General features: G+C 43.7%; 14 protein-coding genes and 2 pseudogenes. 6 read left to right on the top strand and 10 right to left on the bottom strand.

Annotated features, from left to right (window positions below; all coding sequences use genetic code 11):
* Positions 1 to 4 precede the first annotated feature (4 nt).
* Both GT348_RS03190 and fdxA read left to right on the top strand, forming a co-directional pair.
* Entirely contained in the window at positions 5 to 274 is a 270-nt protein-coding gene (locus tag GT348_RS03190; protein ID WP_160618480.1) for an RNA-binding S4 domain-containing protein, read from the top strand.
* A 100-nt stretch (positions 275 to 374) separates the two neighbouring features.
* Entirely contained in the window at positions 375 to 707 is a 333-nt protein-coding gene (fdxA, locus tag GT348_RS03185; protein ID WP_160618479.1) for a ferredoxin FdxA, read from the top strand.
* Positions 708 to 860: 153 nt separating this feature from the next.
* Here fdxA and cyoD read toward each other — a convergent pair whose 3' ends face one another.
* The 5 genes from cyoD to GT348_RS03160 all read right to left on the bottom strand — a co-directional run bounded on the left by cyoD (position 861) and on the right by GT348_RS03160 (position 6,016).
* Positions 861 to 1,196, bottom strand: coding sequence for a cytochrome o ubiquinol oxidase subunit IV (cyoD, locus tag GT348_RS03180; protein WP_160618478.1), 336 nt, complete (start codon positions 1,194 to 1,196; stop codon positions 861 to 863).
* Complete coding sequence (gene cyoC, locus GT348_RS03175; RefSeq protein ID WP_160618477.1) at positions 1,196 to 1,807, bottom strand: cytochrome o ubiquinol oxidase subunit III; 612 nt, start codon at positions 1,805 to 1,807, stop codon at positions 1,196 to 1,198. Before cyoC ends, cyoD begins: the two co-directional genes overlap by 1 nt.
* Before the next feature lie 17 nt (positions 1,808 to 1,824).
* Entirely contained in the window at positions 1,825 to 3,825 is a 2,001-nt protein-coding gene (gene cyoB, locus GT348_RS03170; RefSeq protein WP_160618476.1) for a cytochrome o ubiquinol oxidase subunit I, read from the bottom strand.
* Positions 3,826 to 3,839: 14 nt separating this feature from the next.
* Positions 3,840 to 4,796, bottom strand: coding sequence for a ubiquinol oxidase subunit II (gene cyoA / locus GT348_RS03165; protein ID WP_236646569.1), 957 nt, complete (start codon positions 4,794 to 4,796; stop codon positions 3,840 to 3,842).
* 455 nt (positions 4,797 to 5,251) lie between these two features.
* Positions 5,252 to 6,016, bottom strand: coding sequence for a Bax inhibitor-1/YccA family protein (locus GT348_RS03160; RefSeq protein WP_160618475.1), 765 nt, complete (start codon positions 6,014 to 6,016; stop codon positions 5,252 to 5,254).
* A 136-nt stretch (positions 6,017 to 6,152) separates the two neighbouring features.
* On the opposite strand from GT348_RS03160, the gene GT348_RS03155 reads away from it, so the two are divergent.
* Complete coding sequence (locus tag GT348_RS03155) at positions 6,153 to 6,692, top strand: 2'-5' RNA ligase family protein (protein WP_160618474.1); 540 nt, start codon at positions 6,153 to 6,155, stop codon at positions 6,690 to 6,692.
* Here GT348_RS03155 and GT348_RS03150 read toward each other — a convergent pair.
* Positions 6,660 to 8,717, bottom strand: coding sequence for a lysylphosphatidylglycerol synthase domain-containing protein (locus tag GT348_RS03150; protein WP_160618473.1), 2,058 nt, complete (start codon positions 8,715 to 8,717; stop codon positions 6,660 to 6,662). The genes GT348_RS03155 and GT348_RS03150 overlap by 33 nt on opposite strands.
* 28 nt (positions 8,718 to 8,745) lie before the next feature.
* Positions 8,746 to 10,358, bottom strand: a pseudogene (locus GT348_RS03145) (lysine--tRNA ligase).
* 104 nt (positions 10,359 to 10,462) lie between these two features.
* Between GT348_RS03145 and GT348_RS03140 the strand changes: the two are divergent.
* Positions 10,463 to 13,440 (top strand): annotated as a pseudogene (locus GT348_RS03140) (ATP-dependent DNA helicase).
* A 128-nt stretch (positions 13,441 to 13,568) separates the two neighbouring features.
* Here the strand turns inward: GT348_RS03140 and groL are convergent.
* Together groL and groES are read right to left on the bottom strand one after the other, a co-directional pair.
* On the bottom strand, positions 13,569 to 15,218 hold the full coding sequence (groL, locus tag GT348_RS03135; RefSeq protein WP_160618472.1) for a chaperonin GroEL: 1,650 nt from the start codon (positions 15,216 to 15,218) through the stop codon (positions 13,569 to 13,571).
* Between the two features lie 50 nt (positions 15,219 to 15,268).
* On the bottom strand, positions 15,269 to 15,559 hold the full coding sequence (groES, locus tag GT348_RS03130) for a co-chaperone GroES (protein WP_160618471.1): 291 nt from the start codon (positions 15,557 to 15,559) through the stop codon (positions 15,269 to 15,271).
* Between the two features lie 235 nt (positions 15,560 to 15,794).
* Here groES and GT348_RS03125 point away from each other — a divergent pair, with 235 nt between their 5' ends.
* Entirely contained in the window at positions 15,795 to 16,499 is a 705-nt protein-coding gene (locus GT348_RS03125) for a dienelactone hydrolase family protein (protein ID WP_160618470.1), read from the top strand.
* A 63-nt stretch (positions 16,500 to 16,562) separates the two neighbouring features.
* On the opposite strand, the gene GT348_RS03120 is transcribed toward GT348_RS03125, so the two are convergent.
* Positions 16,563 to 17,447, bottom strand: a complete 885-nt coding sequence (locus tag GT348_RS03120) for an S-methyl-5'-thioadenosine phosphorylase (protein ID WP_160618469.1) — start codon at positions 17,445 to 17,447, stop codon at positions 16,563 to 16,565.
* A 217-nt stretch (positions 17,448 to 17,664) separates the two neighbouring features.
* Here GT348_RS03120 and hemF point away from each other — a divergent pair, with 217 nt between their 5' ends.
* Positions 17,665 to 18,579, top strand: a complete 915-nt coding sequence (hemF, locus tag GT348_RS03115) for an oxygen-dependent coproporphyrinogen oxidase (protein ID WP_160618468.1) — start codon at positions 17,665 to 17,667, stop codon at positions 18,577 to 18,579.
* Positions 18,580 to 18,590 lie beyond the last annotated feature (11 nt).

Below are 18,590 nucleotides of genomic sequence, written 5' to 3'. Positions count from 1 at the left end.
TAATATGGATGCACAACGACTTGATTTATGGTTTTTTTATGCTCGCCTTGCCAAAAGCCGAAATCTTTGTTCAAATTTCATAGAAAAAGGAACTGTAAGGCTAAATGGACAACGCATTTTGAAAGCGCACAGCAAAGTTAGGGTGGGAGATATTCTCACTTTTCCTTTGCCCTCTGCTCCTATGACTATTAAAGTATGGCAAGTTCTAAAACTTGGTAATCGTCGAGGGCCTGCACCCGAAGCAATGCAATTATATCTCGATATAAAAGAATGAGTGATTAAAGCTTGCATCTTACCCCCAACTTTCGGCATATCATTCTTAAATTTCTCGACTTTAGGCTTGTTGCGGGCCTACATAACAATTGGAGACGGCAATGACCTATGTGGTCACAGAAAACTGCATTCGCTGCAAATACATGGATTGCGTAGAAGTATGTCCGGTAGACTGCTTTTATGCTGGTGAAAATTTTCTTGTTATCAGCCCTGATGAATGTATTGATTGTGGCGTGTGTGAACCTGAATGTCCGGCAGAGGCTATTTTCCCTGATAGCGATGAGAGATCAGGCCCCTGGATGGAAACTAACGCTAAATTTGCAAAAGTTTGGCCAAATCTTAGCCAAAAGGGCACTGCACCGGCAGATGCAGAAGAATGGAATGGCAAGTCAGATAAGGCGCAATATCTTTCAGAAGCCCCACATCAGGACTAAGCCTCTATAATTTATTTTTCCCTTTTAGACCTGGCATCTTTTTATAAGATGTCAGGTTTTTTTACGTCTTATAATTTCATAAATGGAGCATAAAAAAAGGCCGGTAAGAAAACTTACCGGCCTTTTTCAGAATAGACTAAATGCCTGCTTCTCTTAGCGAGACATCATGTGCATTTGTGTATTCCACATAACAAACAGCGTACCAGCAACGATAATTAACACAGACAAAACTGTGAGAATAAACGTCATTAAGTTCCAACGCTGTTTAGAGCTTGTGTTCATGTGAAGGAAAAACACCACATGAACAACAATCTGAACTACAGCCAGAGCACTCACAACAACTAATGTTGTCCAAAAGTCAAAGGCTTTGGTTACGACAACAGCGAAAGCCGCTACTGTCAAAATCACCGCAAGGATGAAGCCTGTGATGTAGGAACCGTAAGAACCGTGGCTCTCACCTTCGTGAGTTACATTGTGCGAATGGCTCATTACATCACACTCCCAAGATAAACGAAGGAAAAGACGCAAATCCAAACGATATCCAAGAAGTGCCAGAACAAGCTCAGGCACGTTAATTTGGTTACCATCCGACTGCCAAGTCCCTGCTTACCCATGACCTGAAAGAACAGTACAACCATCCAGATCAGACCAAAGGTTACGTGAAGGCCGTGAGTAGCCACCAACGTAAAGAAAGAGGACAAGAACGCAGAGCGATCAGGACCATTTCCATCGGCAATAAGTTCAGCAAATTCTTTGACTTCCAACACTACGAAGGAAAGTCCAAGAAGGAAGGTAATGAACAGCCAGACTAAAACGCCGGATTTACGCTGTGCAAATGCACTAAGCATTGCAAAGCCGTAAGTGATCGAAGACACCAAGAGAATCGCTGTTTCGATCTCGACATTTTTAATGTCAAAAAGTTCTTTACCTGTGGGCCCGCCAGCGAACTGATGACACATCACAGCAAAAACAGTGAAGAGTGTTCCAAAAAGGATACAGTCCGTCATCAGGTAGATCCAGAAGCCGAAGACCGTGGTGGAACCATGATCCTCGTGTTCTTCGTGACCTACTGAGGGCGAGTGAGTCGTGTCATGAGACATAGTGATCATCTCTCCCTTTATTCAGCTGCTTGCGCAGCGGCGATGCGCTTGGCAAATGCATCTTCGTTAGCTTTGATCTCAGATACTGGGACATAATAATCCACATCAAGATCAGCACTGCGGTAAATCGTGGAAATGATAATACCGACGAAGGCAATAGCAGCCAACCACCAAATATGCCAGACCAGAGCAAAGCCTACCAGGAACGTGAAGAACCCGATAACCGCACCAACAGCCGTGTTTTTAGGCATATGGATTGGCGCAAGCTCAGATACAGCAGCTGGGCGACCAAGCTCTTTATCGATATGGAATGTATCCATACCTCTAACGACTGGAATACGCGCAAAGTTGTAGGAAGGTACAGGTGATGAGATTGCCCATTCAAGTGTACGCCCTGATCCCCAGTTATCACCAGAAAGATCATTAGCATCAGCTTTGTTACCTTTTACAGCATCAATAATAGCTGTGACAAGCTGACCAACCTGGCAAACAACGCCAAGAGCAAGAATGAACACACCAACGCACGCAACCAACATCCATGGATGCCAATCTGGGTTGTTATAGTGGTTCAAACGACGTGTCATGCCTTCAAGGCCCACAATATATAGTGGTACGAAAGCAACGTAATATCCGACGAACCAGAAGCGGAATGCCCACTTGCCCCAAGCGTCACTCAGTTTGTAACCGAATACTTTTGGGAACCAGTAATTCATACCTGCTACATAGCCAAAGAACACACCACCAATAATCACGTTATGGAAGTGAGCCACTAAGAACAATGAGTTATGAAGCACCCAGTCAGCAGCAGGCATAGCCAGCATAACACCGGTCATACCACCAATTGAGAAGGTGATCATAAAGCCAACGATCCAGTTCATTGGCCCTTCAAAGCGGACACGACCTTTATACATGGTGAAGAGCCAGTTAAAGATCTTCACACCAGTCGGAACCGCAATCAGCATTGTTGCAATGCCGAAGAAGGTGTTGACGTCTGCCCCTGCTCCCATGGTGAAAAAGTGGTGAACCCATACGAGCATACCGAGAACGCTGATCGCTCCACTTGCGTAAACCATGGTTTTATAACCAAAGAGTGGCTTACCAGAGAACGAAGCTGCAATTTCGGAGAAGACACCAAAAGCTGGCAGAATGAGGATATAAACCTCAGGGTGACCCCAAGCCCAGATCAGGTTGATATAAAGCATGACACTACCACCACCATCATTGGTGAAGAAATGCATACCTAAATAACGATCAAGACTTAACAGACCCAGTGTAACTGTCAGAACAGGGAAGGTAATCAGGATCATGACGATTGCCCAGAATGCCGTCCATGTAAAGATTGGCATCTGCATCATTTTCATGCCTGGAGCACGCATCTTAACAATAGTTGTGAAGAAGTTCACACCTGTAAGAAGCGTACCTACACCAGATATCTGCACAGCCCAAATGTAGTAATCAATACCAACACCAGGGTTAAATGCTAGTTCCGATACAGGTGGGTAAGCGAGCCAGCCCACATTCGCAAACTCACCAATGAACAATGACACGTTAATCAGCACAGCGCCGACAAGAGTCATGTAGAAGCTCACGGAGTTCAAGAATGGGAACGCAACGTCACGTGCACCAATCTGAAGAGGAACCACAAAGTTGAACAGACCTGTCATGAACGCCATAGCCATGAAGAAAATCATGATGGTGCCATGAGCAGAGAAGATCTGGTCATAGTGATGAGGAGGAAGATAGCCAGGGTTATTGCCATAAGCGAGCGCTAGCTGCGTACGCATCATAACAGCATCAGCAAAGCCACGCAGAAGCATAACAATTGCCAACACGATATACATGACGCCGAGCTTTTTATGGTCAACAGTTGTTAACCACTCACGCCACAAATATCCCCATTTGCCGAAGTAGGTGATCACTGCCAAAGCAGCGATTCCTATGACTGCCACGCCAATAAATGTTCCCACCAAAATGGGCACATCATATGGAATAGCAGATAAACTAAGTTTTCCGAGCATCTTTCGGTAATTCCTTACATGCCGGTGTCGTCAGAAGCAGCACTGTTGGAAGCAGGCTGTATGTGCATAATCTTGCCTGTGGCACGATCTTTAACTGCACCGTTATTGTATTTAGCTACAATATACTGGAAAAGATCAGACTGTGCATCAGCAAAATATGTCACTGGCGCGTTAACCTGTGGCGCAGAATATTTTGCATATGTTGAACCATTTAGAGGCTCACCAGAAGCAAATTTGCTGTCACCGTTTTTAACATTCTCAACCCAGGACTGGAACTGATCGACAGGCATTGCAATTGTTTGGAAATGCATGTCTGAGAAGCCCTTACCCGTATATTGAGCTGCCATACCTTTATAAATGCCAGGCTCACGAGCTAGCAAATGAAGCTCTGTTTGCATTCCGGCCATTGCATAGATCTGAGAACCAAGCTGCGGGATAAAGAAGGATGTCATAACTGCATCAGATGTGATGTGGAAGTTAAGTTCCGTCTTTGTCGGTACATCTAGTTCATTAATTGTTGCAATACCCAGATCAGGGTAAATAAAGAGCCACTTCCAATCTAGTGAAACAACCTGAATATTTAGAGGCTTTTGATTTTCAGCATGTTCTTTAACAAGCTGGTCATGCGTTAAAGGCTTATATGGGTCGTAAAAATGTGTACTCCAGAAGCTAACAACACTCAATATGAGAATTATTACAATTGGAATACCCCACACAAATGTTTCAATTTTGTGTGAGAATGACCAGTTTGGCCAATATTCAGCCTTTTTGTTTGATGCCCGATATTTCCAAGCAATCAGCAATGTTGCGATGATGACAGGGACGACAACACACATCATGACGGCCCATTCAAGCACCATCATAAAGCTATTGCCATCTCCAATCGGGCCGCGCGGTTGAAGAAGATCAACCGTACACCCAGAAAGCATCAATGCAGGCAACGCCGGGAAAAATCGCCAGAGTCTTTTCATGGATCCTGCCTTTATCTGTCGTTCTGGCCAAAAATAACCAGATAACAATTTGACACTGTCAGGACCGCCCTAGCGCATGAGAACGTCGTCATTTTTTGCCTTCCTTCGTTCCAGTCCTGACGGCAGAGGTGAGACTTCTCGCCCCTGCACTTATTTACCAATGTTTCGGGGACAATTCCCCTTATGTTTCCCTAGACTCATTCTCTTGTATTTAATCATTACAAGGGAAAACTAAGCGAGAACAAACGGTAATTGCTTAGGCCATTACAGGAAACGTTTGGTCTGATTCGTATCTTATCGGATTTCACGCAAATGTAAACGTGAATTACGGTTTTTTAATATTGGGTACAATAACCCAGAAACACAGTTTATTTTAAGCACAAAAAAAGAAGACAGTTTGGTTGCTCTGCCTTCTTTTTTTCATTCTTCACACCAAAGAATTCAAATGTTTACGGTCAGCGATTGTCTGATCTGACACCCATAAACTGAAGAAGAAACTGAAAAAGGTTAACAAAGTTGAGATACATGGATAAGGCATCATAGATGCTGTTCTTTGCTAACTCATCAGGGTTTAAATAAGCATATTGCTGCTGGTAAGAAAACTTAATGCGTTGTGTGTCGTAAGCTGTAAAGCCCGTAAAGACCAACACCCCAACAAAAGAAATAATCATCGACATCATGGAGCTGGCAAAAAACATATTCACAACCATGGCTATTAGCAGGCCTATCAGTCCCATGGTCAAAAAGGCGCCAAAGCCCGTTAATGAGCGTTTTGTCACATATCCCCATAGAGAAACAGCCGCAAATAAACCAGCCGTTATAAAAAAGGTTCGTGCGACTGAAGCACCTGTATATGCAAAGAATATGCAAGCCAGACTTATCCCCATCACCGCGCTATAAACAAGAAAAAGAAGCTGAGCGGTGGAGCGCGACAATCTGTTTACGCCAAAAGAAAGGACAAGAACAAAGACCAGTGGAGAAAAAATGCCAACGTAACCTAACAAAGTTGGCGCAAGAGCAAATCCTGAAGAGGTGCGTGCAACGTGAAAAAACACCTCTTTAAGAGATGTATTTATGATTGCGAAAGCTACAACCCCAGTTAAAGCAAGGGCAACAGCCATCCAGTTGTAAACACGGAGCATATATGAACGCAATCCTGCGTCCATAGCAGCATAGCCTTGCTGGCTTCCAGTAGAGTTATAATCGTAATGAAATGCCATATTACCTATTATCCGGAAAAAGCTGGTAAAAACCTATTACAAAAGGCTTTTTAGTTATACAACGATGTGGGGATTATTCCTGACCTGTCAAGAGCGTCCCACATAATGATCATAAATAAAGGCACAATCATTACATATGGTTAATTTGGCTGTCACTATTCCTGCTTCACCAGCATTAGAGCAACGTCTCGCAATATTAAAGAGCAGTTTGGAGGGAGTTCAATGGAAAGAAAAACATAGCTCTTACATCACGCTCCGCTGTCTGGGGAATATTGATAACTCTATATTGTTAGAAGAAATTGATTATGAATTGTCACGCCTTACCTGGCCTGCTTTTTCAGTTGCCGTAAAAAGTGTAGCGTTCCAAAATTATAATGAGAATTATAAAATCGGCGTTTCTATTGTAGCTTCATCTGAGCTTATCAGATTAAAACAAAAAATTGATTTCGCGCTCCAACGTGCAGGAGCCTCAACACCAAGAAGGCGGTTTGCACCTTTTTTGGAATTAGGAATATTACCCTCTGGCAAGGAACGAGAACTTATGTCCTGGTTAGAGCTTAATGGATTATTTTCAGCTTCAATCTCTAAAGTTGACCAAATCAACTTAATCGAAGTGTACGACTCAAAAAACTACGGTTTAATATCAGTTTTGGAAAGTTACGGACCAGCTATCTGACCCATTATTTTTAGAAAATTCTTCAACATAAGATTTAAGCATAAGAAAATCTTCAAGAGAGCAAAATAATATTTTATCTCTAGAAATATAAAGGCACGTCAGTCCCAGATTATTATAGAGCTCATTAAAACGATCACTTGACTGCAAAAAAGCCAACATACAATTTTCTTGCAAAGCGTAATCTCTCAAGCGCAAAATCGCTGCCCTTGCTTTATGAGCAGCCCCTACTGGCTCTCCAACTGCCAAAACAAAAAAGTCTTTTTTTACAAAAGCCAGTGCAGCTTGTTTAGTTTCGTCATAAAATAGGCCGTTTGGCGTTACACCGAGCTTTTCCATAATAATTTCAGCAGGCTCGTCATGTGCTAGGCAGGCATATAAAGCAGCTGACTGAGTACTCCAGTGATAAGGATGTAACTTTGCTTTTCTTAATGCCAACCAAAAACCAATAAAACAACTAAACAACACACAAAACATGAGTAAACGGGCTTTTATCAGGCGAGCATCAAAGAGTAATGGATGCCACCATATCACACCTAAATGCTCATTTACGGCAATCCAGCGTAAACCAATTAAACTCACGATACATAAACTTAAAAAGAAAAAAAGTAATGGTGAGTGTGGCTCAGAGCGCCAATAAGCCCGCCTATAATAACTTGAGCGAAAAGGCAGTAAAACAAGCAAAGCACTCAGTATCAAAAGACACACAAACCAGGAATCATGACGAAAAACTAATATGGCTTCTATAAATAGTAGTAACAATACAGATACACGCCATGCCAATAGCACGCGTTGCATTAGCCCCATGGCAGCGGCTATTAATACAACTCCAAATATAATTAAAAGTAGTGCAGAAATTTGAATAAAAAAAGTATAGACTGACGAAAGTGATGTAGGTAATGGTGCAAAAAGAGCATAACAGATTGTTGCTATACCTAGCAGAATTTGTATAACGCAAGCAGCTCTTATACTAAAGTCAGCCTCAAATTCCCGCAAAGCCTGCCCTGACCCCTCAGTCAATCGATTTTTGGGTAAGAAATATTTGCTACGTAAAAGGACTTCGTGCGAAGCAAATAAAAAACCTGCCAAAATCAAAGGCACCAAATAATACATGATACGAAAGACAAGAATAGTTGCCATGATATGTGAAACTGGCAACCATGGTGAAAGAGCGGCAATCATAGCCCCATCAAACACCCCTAACCCACCAGGAATATTTGCTACCAAACCAGCCGTGTAGGAAACGAGATAAATACCCAGAAAGCTGCCAAAAGTTAACGTCGTTTCTGGCGGTAATGGCCCAATAAGGCACCAGATAATCAATGCCGTTGCCGACATATCAGCCATGCTGGCTGATATTTGCCCCAGAGCCATTTTCCAACCTGGCAGCTCAGTTTCATGTCCAAAAAAAGTGATTTTTTTATACCAGCATGACAGAACGACATAAAGTAACAGCACACTAAAGCAAGCTGCACCCAATAATCTTGGAAACCAGGTGCCGTAGTGAGATAATATAGGAATAGTATTGGGTTGCCAGGATAGAACTATTCCAACTAAACCTGTTGTACCCAGTAAATAAGTTACAGAGCAAAAAGCAACTATAGACGCTATTTTTTGTCCAGGTACACCCCAATTGCGATATAATCTATAACGAACCGCTGTACCGGAAATTGCTGCAAAGCCTAAATTATGAGACAAAACATAGGCACAAAAAGCAACAAAGGAGGCTTTTAACCAGGAAATTTTGGCTTTTACTTGCCGGCAGGCAAGACCATCATAAAATGTCAGAATAGCATAAGCCAAAAAGGTAGCCCCGGCCCCGGCCCATAAGGACGAAGCAGGCAGGGCTTTAACACTGGCTATTACATCATGAATAGAAAGATGCTTTAGCTGCCGCCAAATCACTATGGCAGCAGCGAATAAAAGCACTAGACCAAAAAAAGCAGGCAAATGCTTAAAAAAACGCCTCCACTTTGTCTGTTGTGGGAGAGCGTGCTTTATGGGTTTAGAAGAATAATCTTTGGACATAAAACCCTATGATTTACCCGTCCCCTGTTTAATCTTCTGCTTCCCCTAATTTTACCTCAGGGCGCGCCAAGGCCTCTTTAATTAAAGAAATTGTTTCAGCTAAGCCAAATAAAGCAGCAAAAACACCAAAACGTGGTCCTTCACTCTGTCCTAGCAAAACTTCATAAAGACACCCAAACCAGGCTCTTAATTCAGACTTCTCAAAATATCTTTTTCCAACTTCAAAAACGACATTTTGGACTTCGTCTGGGGTTGAGTTGGCAGGAATGCCTTCAAGAGCTGCGGCTAAATCCGTTAAACCTTTTCTTTCTCGTTCTGTTGGCGCACGATAAACCTTTGTTGGTTTTACGCGCTCGTTAAAATAAGTCAGGGCATGAGAGACTAAACGGTCTAGATAAGGGTGTGTTTCTGGAGAGAGCGAGCTGTCATAACGCCCCAAAAACTTCCATAATGTTGCCGCTTCATGAGCATTTGCTACACTTGCCAAGTTAAGAAGGGCTGTAAAAGAAATAGGGCTTGTATCTTTATGGCGTATTTCACCATTATGTAAAAACCACACTGGGTTATTATAAAGATCAGCCCCTCTTGTTGCTCACTTTTTTGAACAAACGTCAGGTAATCATCTGTTGCACGGGGAATAACATCAAAATATAGACGTTTAGCCCGGCTTGGCTGTTGGAACATGTATTGGGCTAGACTTTCCGTCGTGCCATAGCGTAGCCATTCCTCTACAGACAACCCATTGCCTTTGGACTTGCTAATCTTTTGCCCTTGAGCATCCAAGAAAAGCTCATAAGTGAGCGTAACAGGTGGCTCTTTACCTAACAGACGGCAGATTTTTGAAGAAAGCTTTACACTCTCAATAAGATCCTTGCCTGACATCTCATAGTCGACACCCAGCGCATACCAGCGCATGGCCCAATCTGCCTTCCACTGCATTTTGGCCTGCCCACCATAAACGGAGGTCTCAAAACGCTTTCCGGTTTCATCTTCCCAAACAACTGTGCCAGCCTCAGGGTTTACCTCTAAAATGGGCACTTGCATTACACGACCCGTTTCTGGATGGATCGGTAACACAGGAGAATAAGTCGCACGTCTCTCAGCACCTAGAGTAGGAGCAATAACGGCTATAATTTTGTCATGAACTTCCAGAACGCGCTTTAGAGCTTTGTCGAATGTGCCGCTTTTATAATATTTTGTAGCTGAGGCGAATTCATAGTCAAAACCAAAATTATCTAAAAATTCGCATAAAAGGGCGTTATTATGCGCTGCAAAGCTCTCATGTGTTCCAAAAGGGTCTGGTATGCAAGAAAGCGGCAACCCTAAATGCTGTTGCAACATATCCTGCTGTGGAACATTGGTTGGAACTTTACGGAGCGCATCCATATCATCAGAAAAAGCTAAAAGCCGTGTTTTACGGCCTGTCATAGCTTCAAAAGCCTGACGAACCCAGGTTGTACGAGCCACTTCGCCAAATGTGCCGATATGTGGTAAACCAGAAGGACCATACCCAGTTTCTAATAAAATGGGCTTTTCAGAATCTCTATCTTTAACCCTCTCGCTTAATTTTCGTGCTTCCTCAAAAGGCCAGAGTTTAAGCAAAGAAGAATCAGGCAAAGCGTGGCTTAACATATTATGCATAGACCTAAAAAATAGTAACCCTTTAAGTCAGGGTCAAGAAGTGCTGATTGTTCTAAGAGATTAAACTCTCGGCATCAACGACTTTTACAGATAAAATACTGCAAATGTCTGAAACGTTTCTCTCTCCGTTCGATCTTCCTGCTTTGATTGCAAAGCCTGGTGTCTCTTCTTTTGTGACACCAGATGGTGAAATGTTGCGTTTACCAAACCATGAATTAAGACCAATTCTAAAAGATTATCCCCCTCCATTATTAGTTCATGGGCCAGAAACACTACGCTTATTAGATCTCCCTCCTGAAACACAGCCTGTACCATGGCTGGATTTGCTAGAGCTCTTTTTATTTATTCATCCAGCTCAATCTTTAACACCAACACCACGAGGTCTCTCTCTGGCACTGGGGTTATTGAAAGAAGAGGAAAACCCTCATCTTGAAGCTAATGTTCTTTATAATATAACGCATCATTTGCTCTCACAATTAAGCGAATATGGAACTGATCCTCTCCTCCATAAAAACCTGACGCTTGCCCTTGCCCTTTAAGCAAGGCTGGATGGAGCTGGGCTGAAACAGTAAAATTAGCGCTTAATGTTCATTCAGACGAAGCAGAAAATCTCTCTAGCCATAAGATTGAGCCTTATTTTGGGGATGTGCTCAAAATTTGGCAGCGCCTCCCTCAGTGGGAAGAAGAAGCGCCCCGCCCTCCTCCTGGCTCTCAATCTGTATCAGTTTTGGACGCACGCAAACGTCTGGCAGAAATTCTTGGGCCTGATGCAGAGACGCGTACAGGTCAGGCAGATTTTTCTTCGGTAGCTAGTTATAGTTTTCAACCTCGTACTGCCATCAATGCACCCAATATTGTGCTAGCTGAAGCAGGGACGGGAACAGGCAAAACTCTTGGCTATATTGCTCCTGCAAGTATATGGTCCGAAACCAATAGCGGCACAGTTTGGATTAGTACTTACACGCGCCATCTGCAACGCCAGATCGAACAAGAAATCACAAAGCTTTATCCTGATCCTACGATCCGCAGAAAAAAGGTCGTTATTCGAAAAGGACGAGAAAACTATCTTTGTCTTTTAAATTTAGAAGATATTACTGTTAGCACCCTCAACCGCCCCACTCAAAACAATCCTCAACTGATTGCTCTTTCTCTTCTGGTCAGGTGGGCTGAAGTTACGTCTGATGGAGATTTACAGGGAGGTGATTTGCCAGGCTGGTTTGGAGATTTATTTGGCCATAGCCTTATCACAACGATTGCTGACAGACGGGGCGAATGTATTCATTCTGCATGCCAGCATTATCAACGCTGCTTTATAGAAAATTCTATCCGCAAAGCCCGTCATGCTGATTTTGTTATAGCAAATCATGCCCTTGTACTGTCTCAGGCAGCATGGAATGCTTTAGTGCCAAAGTCCCTGGCTCCGGCAGATTTAACAGATGAAAATGGTGTTCCCACTCATATTATTTTTGACGAAGGACATCATATTTTTGAAGCCAGTGATAACGCTTTTGCTCATGTTTTTTCGGGACTGGAAGCTGCTGAGCTAAGACGCTGGCTTTTAGGTGCTGAAGGGGGGCGCTCCCGGGCACGCGGCTTACAGCGCCGTATGGATGATTTAATAGAAATCTTCCCCCCTATTAAAGATATTTTACAGGCACTCCTTACATCTGCCACGTTGGCTTTACCACAACCCCGCTGGAGCATTAGACTTCAGGAAGCACGGGATGCACGGGCATCTGCGGCCCTTAAGACCGATGAAGAAACTTTATCAGAAGAGGCAGTTAACTCGCAGTTTTCACAAGAACCACTCGAAAATCCGGCAGAAAATTTTCTTCATGCTCTGGATCATCTTCTTGAAACAAGACTTATTCAAAATACAAAAACAAAAGACGCTGAACAATATTATAATCGTCAGGAAATTGACCTGCACCCGGCAAGTGAGGACGTTTTGCATAAAGCAGAGGTTCTTATTGAGGCTTTACAACAAGTTTTGTCCCCTCTTGATCGGCTTATAAATTATTTTGCAAGCATAATTGAGCAGGAAGACGAGCTAGATCCAGCTCTAATACAAAGAGTTGAGGCCACAACCCGCAGCCTTTACCGACGCGCTTTTACGCCCGTGCAGGGTTGGCTCTCTATGCTGAGGGCATTAGCCGTGCCACCTCAGCAAAATGAATTGCCACTTTATATTGATTTTATAAGACGCGATCGCTTTTCTGTTCCAAGATTAGGATCTGAGGGGTTTGATATAGCTCTTCATCGTCACTGGCTTGATCCCACCATACCCTTTGCAAGCATTCTACAAACTACAACCCATGGCTTATTGATTACCTCTGCAACATTGCGCGATCAAAGAGAGCAGAGAAATGACGAGGAAGCCTGGCACCGTGCAGAGCAAAGAGTAGGAATACCCCATTTTTTAAAGCCCCCTGTGCGGGCCGCCTTGTTAAGTCCTTTTGATTATGCTCAGCAAACGAGGGCTTATGTTATTACAGATATATCTTCGGAAATAACGTCTTTGAGCAGGGCATTCCAGGCTCTTTTTGAAACAAGCAATGGCGGCGCTTTAGGTCTTTTTACAGCTATTAACCGCCTTAAAGCGGTTTATAAGCATATAGAAGAGCCTTTAGGGCGTAAAAATATTTCTCTTTATGCTCAGCATATAGATGCGATGGATAATGCAACTTTAGTTGATATTTTCCGCACTGAACGTAATAGCTGCCTTCTTGGAACTGATGCCATGAGAGATGGTGTCGATATTCCTGGGGATGCTTTACGCATGGTGGTATTTGAACGTACCCCATGGCCGCGGCCAGATATTTTACACCGTGAAAGGCGGCGTTATCTTTCTAACGGAAACTCATATGAATATGACGATTTTGTAACACGTATACGTTTACGTCAGGCTTTTGGACGTCTTATTCGCCGCAAAAATGATAAAGGCGTTTTTGTCATGCTAGATCGCCGTTTACCAACACGTCTTCTCTCTGCTTTTCCCGAAGGCGTGGACGTGAAACGTTTACCCCTGTCAGAAGCTCTTGAAGAAATTGCTGAATTTTTAAACTCAGACCTCTCTACTTAATTTTTCAGGGTAGTCTTATTAAAAATTGGTTTTTAACGAAAAAGGCTTTCACCCTCATTAAAGAGTGAAAGCCTTTTTTTATGAGCTTTTATCTTTCACACAATATGAAAGATAAGGTGTGCTTCACATTAGAAGCCCATTCCGCCCATGCCACCCATTCCGCCCATACCTTCGTCAGGCATTGCAGGCGCTTTTTTCTCTGGGCGCTCGGCAACCATAGCTTCGGTTGTGATTAACAACCCGGCAACAGAAGCAGCATCTTGAAGCGCAGTACGAACAACTTTAGTTGGGTCGATAATACCAGCGGCAACAAGGTCTTTATACTCGCCTTTTTGAGCATCAAAGCCAGTTGTATAGTCTGATTTCTCAAGAACTTTACCAGCAATGACCGCACCATCTTCACCAGCATTGTGAGCAATTTGACGAAGTGGAGCCTGAAGAGCCTTACGAACGATCTCTGCACCAACGCGTTGATCTTCGTTATGGAATGTCAGGTTACCTAGGTTGAGGCTTGCACGGGCAAGAGCTGTACCACCACCTGGGACGATACCTTCTTCAACAGCGGCGCGTGTTGCATGTAATGCATCATCAACGCGGTCTTTGCGCTCTTTAACTTCAACTTCTGTGCTACCACCAACACGGATAACAGCAACACCACCTGCCAATTTAGCAAGACGCTCTTGCAGCTTCTCACGGTCATAGTCAGATGTTGTCTCTTCAATTTGAGCGCGAATCTGGTTGCAGCGTGCTTTGATAGCATCTGTCTGACCAGCACCCTCAACGATTGTGGTGTTTTCTTTGTCAATATGCAGCTTTTTAGCGTTACCAAGCATATCAACAGTGACGTTTTCAAGCTTGATACCAATATCTTCGGAGACAAGCTGGCCACCTGTAAGAATAGCGATGTCTTCAAGCATAGCTTTACGACGATCACCAAAACCAGGCGCTTTAACAGCGGCAATTTTCAGACCACCACGAAGCTTGTTCACAACGAGAGTTGCAAGGGCTTCACCATCAACATCTTCTGCAATGATAAGAAGTGGACGGCCAGACTGAACAACACTTTCAAGAAGTGGAAGCATTGGCTGAAGAGAAGAAACTTTCTTTTCATGAATAAGGATAAGTGGGTTATCCATATCCACTGTCATCTTCTCTGTATTTGTCACGAAATAAGGAGAGATGTAACCGCGATCAAACTGCATACCCTCGACAACATCAAGTTCGGTATGAAGACCACGTGCTTCTTCTACAGTGATAACACCTTCTGAGCCAACTTTTTCCATAGCTTGGGAGATCATCTCACCAATCTCGGACTCACCATTGGCAGAAATTGTACCAACCTGAGCAATTTCAGCTGGAGAAGAAATTTTGCTGGTGCGTGTTTTTAGCTCTTCAACAACCTGGCCAACAGCTTTATCAATGCCGCGTTTTAAATCCATAGGATTCATGCCAGCAGCAACAGCTTTTGCACCTTCACGAATAATTGCCTGGGCCAGTACAGTGGCTGTCGTTGTACCATCACCAGCAATATCGTTGGTTTTAGAAGCAACTTCACGCACCATTTGTGCGCCCATATTTTCGAACTTGTCAGCTAGTTCGATTTCTTTAGCAACTGAAACACCATCTTTTGTGATACGTGGTGCGCCAAAGCTTTTATCAAGAACAACATTGCGGCCTTTTGGACCCAATGTCACTTTCACAGCATTAGCAAGAATATCAACACCACGGAGCATACGCTCGCGTGCATCAGCACCAAATTTTACGTCTTTAGCAGCCATAACACTCAACTCCTTTGAGGTTTAAAACAAGCGAAGGGGAAAAGCCTAAATTAGCCTACAACGCCCAGAATATCGCTTTCTTTCATGATCAATAGCTCTTCACCATCAACCTTGACCTCAGTGCCAGACCACTTGCCAAACAGAACGCGGTCGCCTGTTTTTACATCCAGCGGGACAAGCTGCCCGTTATTATTACGCTCGCCAGGTCCAACAGCGACAACTTCGCCTTCCATTGGTTTTTCCTTAGCGGTATCTGGGATAATAATTCCACCAGCAGTTTTTGCTTCACCGTCCAAACGACGGACGACTACACGGTCATGTAGAGGACGAAACTTCGTCATGGATCGCTCCATTCTAGGCCAGCCCTTGTTCAAAGCAGCGTGGCCGGGTTATTGCGCTCAAAAACAGCAGCGCACCTCTGTGCGTCTCTTTTTATCATAAGAGGCGCATCTGAGAGATAATATCGCCTTATCAACGCGTCAAGAAGCGTCCCCTCTTCTAAAAAGATTTTTTTTTAACCATACTCATTAATGTCTGATTCATTGTTAGTCTTATAACCATTCGAGGAGGTTGATTATGCCCTCTAACCCAATCCTATCAGCAACAGCACAACTTACATCTGCTGACGGTCACTCATTTGATGTTTTTGAGGCCGTACAAAAAACCGGCAAACCCAAAGCAGGACTGATTGTTGTGCAGGAAGTTTTTGGGCTTACCGATTATATTCGTAATGTTAGCGAACAGCTGGCCCATGTTGGCTACCAGGTTATTGCCCCTGCCCTTTTTGACCGCGTGCAACCTGAAGCTATTTTCCCTTATGATGAAGACGGCCTGAAAAAAGGCATGGAAATATATGCACAACTTGATCAGAAAAAGGCCCTTGAGGATATCGAAGCCTGCATCAATGCCTTGCGTCATGAAAATCCTGAGAGACCTATTGGCATTATAGGTTTTTGCCTTGGTGGCTCGCTTGCCTGGAAAGCAGCGCAGTCATTAAAGGTTGATGCCTCTGTCGCATGGTATGGCGGTGAAATCGCACAAAACACCTCTCCTGAACCTCGGTGCCCTGTTCAGCTTCATTTTGGAGATAATGATGCTTATGTTTCCGAAGCAGATTTAGACATGATTCTTGACGCTTATCCTGACATTCCACTCTATGTTTATAAAAATGCCGAGCATGGTTTTGGGTGCACCGACCGCGCCAGCTTTAATGCAGAGGCTAGTGAATTAGCATGGGAAAGGACACTGGCTTTCTTTTCAGAAAAATTAGAAGCTCATTAAAAGCCCAATATTAGGGAGTGTTCAAAAACTCCCCTAATATCCGACCATTTTCAGACGTTATTTTTACAAAACGCGATCAGCTATAAATTTTAATGTCTCGACCACTTTTTCATCACGAGCCTGAGGTGCCGTAATAATGGCATTATCAAGTGCTCTCTCTGCCCCGCTTGAGCAAAGCTCTCTTTCTTGCCCCAAAACAGGAATTGCGGCTTTTATTAATGCACGAGCATGATCGGCATTTTTTTGCATGATTTTAATGACAGCTTCTACCGTAACAGCCTCATGTTCGTCGTGCCAGCAATCATAATCTGTGACCATTGCCACTGTTGCGTAATTCATTTCTGCTTCCCGAGCGAGACGGGCTTCAGGCATATTTGTCATGCCAATGACTGAGCAGCCCCATGAGCGATAAAGTTCACTCTCTGCTCTTGTAGAAAATTGCGGTCCCTCAATAACAACGTAAGTACCGCCGCGTTTTAAAGGAATAGAAAGATCATGCGCTTCCTTTTCCAGCACATCCAATAGGCGGTGGGAAACAGGGTCGGCCATACCGACATGGGCAACGCAGCCTTTTTCAAAAAAGGAACGCTTACGATTTTGGCAAAGATCAATAAACTGATCTACCAATACAAAGCGACCTGGCTCTAATTCTTCTTTTAACGATCCAACTGCTGAAAGTGACAAAATATCGGTAACGCCAGCTTTTTTAAGTGCTGCGATATTAGCCCGAAAATTTAGCTCTGAAGGTGGAATTGGATGGCCGCGCCCATGGCGTGGAAGGAATACGCAAGAGACTCCATCCAATGTGCCAAAAAGTAGCTCATCAGACGGTTCACCCCACGGAGTCTCGCAACGGCGCCACTGGCGGTCTTTTAAACCATCAATTTCATATAATCCTGAGCCACCAATAACGCCAATGACAGGTTTAACCATTTTATTCTCAGCCATGTTTACGACCCCTTATTTTAACAAAAGACCAGCTTTTCATAACGGTTAAACCCTTTAATGCACATAGAATTTTAGAAAAGGTGATAGCTGGTTTTAATAATTTGCAACACATGCTCCCTTTTCTGTGAGGTGCAATCTTGTATAGTCATTATCAGCGCCAGGGCAGTCCTCTGGCTATATCAATATTAGATTAAGGCGAGACAGAAGGATAAACTTCATGACCACGACGCCGAGCTTCAAAGACTTAATACGACAAGATGTTCCTCATGACGCTCTTAAAAAGCAAGCACAAGCTTGGTTCGAATCTTTAAGAGACCGTATTTGTGCTTCTTACGAACAGCTTGAAGATGAGGCTGTCGCTGGTCAGTCTCAGGTCCTGAAGGACCGCCATGAGGCAGGACGCTTTGAAAGAACAGCCTGGACACGCTCAAGCGGTGGTGGCGGTGTTATGTCCGTCATGCGCGGTCGTGTTTTTGAAAAAGTAGGGGTTAATGTCTCCACAGTTTGGGGAGAATTCTCTCCGGAATTTAGAAAACAAATTCCAGGAGCCGAAGAAGATCCCCGTTTTTTTGCTACGGGCATCTCTCTCGTATCTCACCCATGTAATCCCCATGTCTCAGCCGCTCATTTCAATACGCGCCTGATTGTAACATCACGTGGCTGGTTCGGAGGTGGAGGGGATATTACACCAATGTTCCCAAAAAGTGAGAGCGCCATTTCAGATGCAGAAGAGTTTCATGCAGCTTTTAAAGCAGCTTGTGACAAGTACGACCCGTCTTATTATCCGCGTTTTAAAAAATGGTGCGATGAATATTTTTATCTACCCCACCGCAAAGAACCACGCGGTTTAGGTGGTATTTTTTACGATTGGTTACGCTCTGAAGATTTGGAAGAAGATTTCGCATTTACTAGAGATGTTGGTGAGGCATTTTATAAAGCCTATCCAGAAGTTGTACGTAAACGCCTCTTTACACCCTGGACTGAAGAAGATCGCGAAGCTCAGCTTATTCGCCGGGGTCGCTATGCTGAATTTAACCTTCTTTACGACCGGGGAACTGTCTTTGGACTAAAGACTGGTGGAAACACCGAAGCCATTTTAATGAGCCTTCCTCCTGACCTTCGCTGGCCATAAGCTCTTAATTA

This window comes from Aristophania vespae, assembly GCF_009906835.1.
GTDB classification, from domain to species: Bacteria; Pseudomonadota; Alphaproteobacteria; order Acetobacterales; family Acetobacteraceae; genus Aristophania; species Aristophania vespae.
The sequence above is the reverse complement of the archived record's forward strand: the minus strand, read 5'-3'. Positions and strand labels throughout refer to the sequence as shown.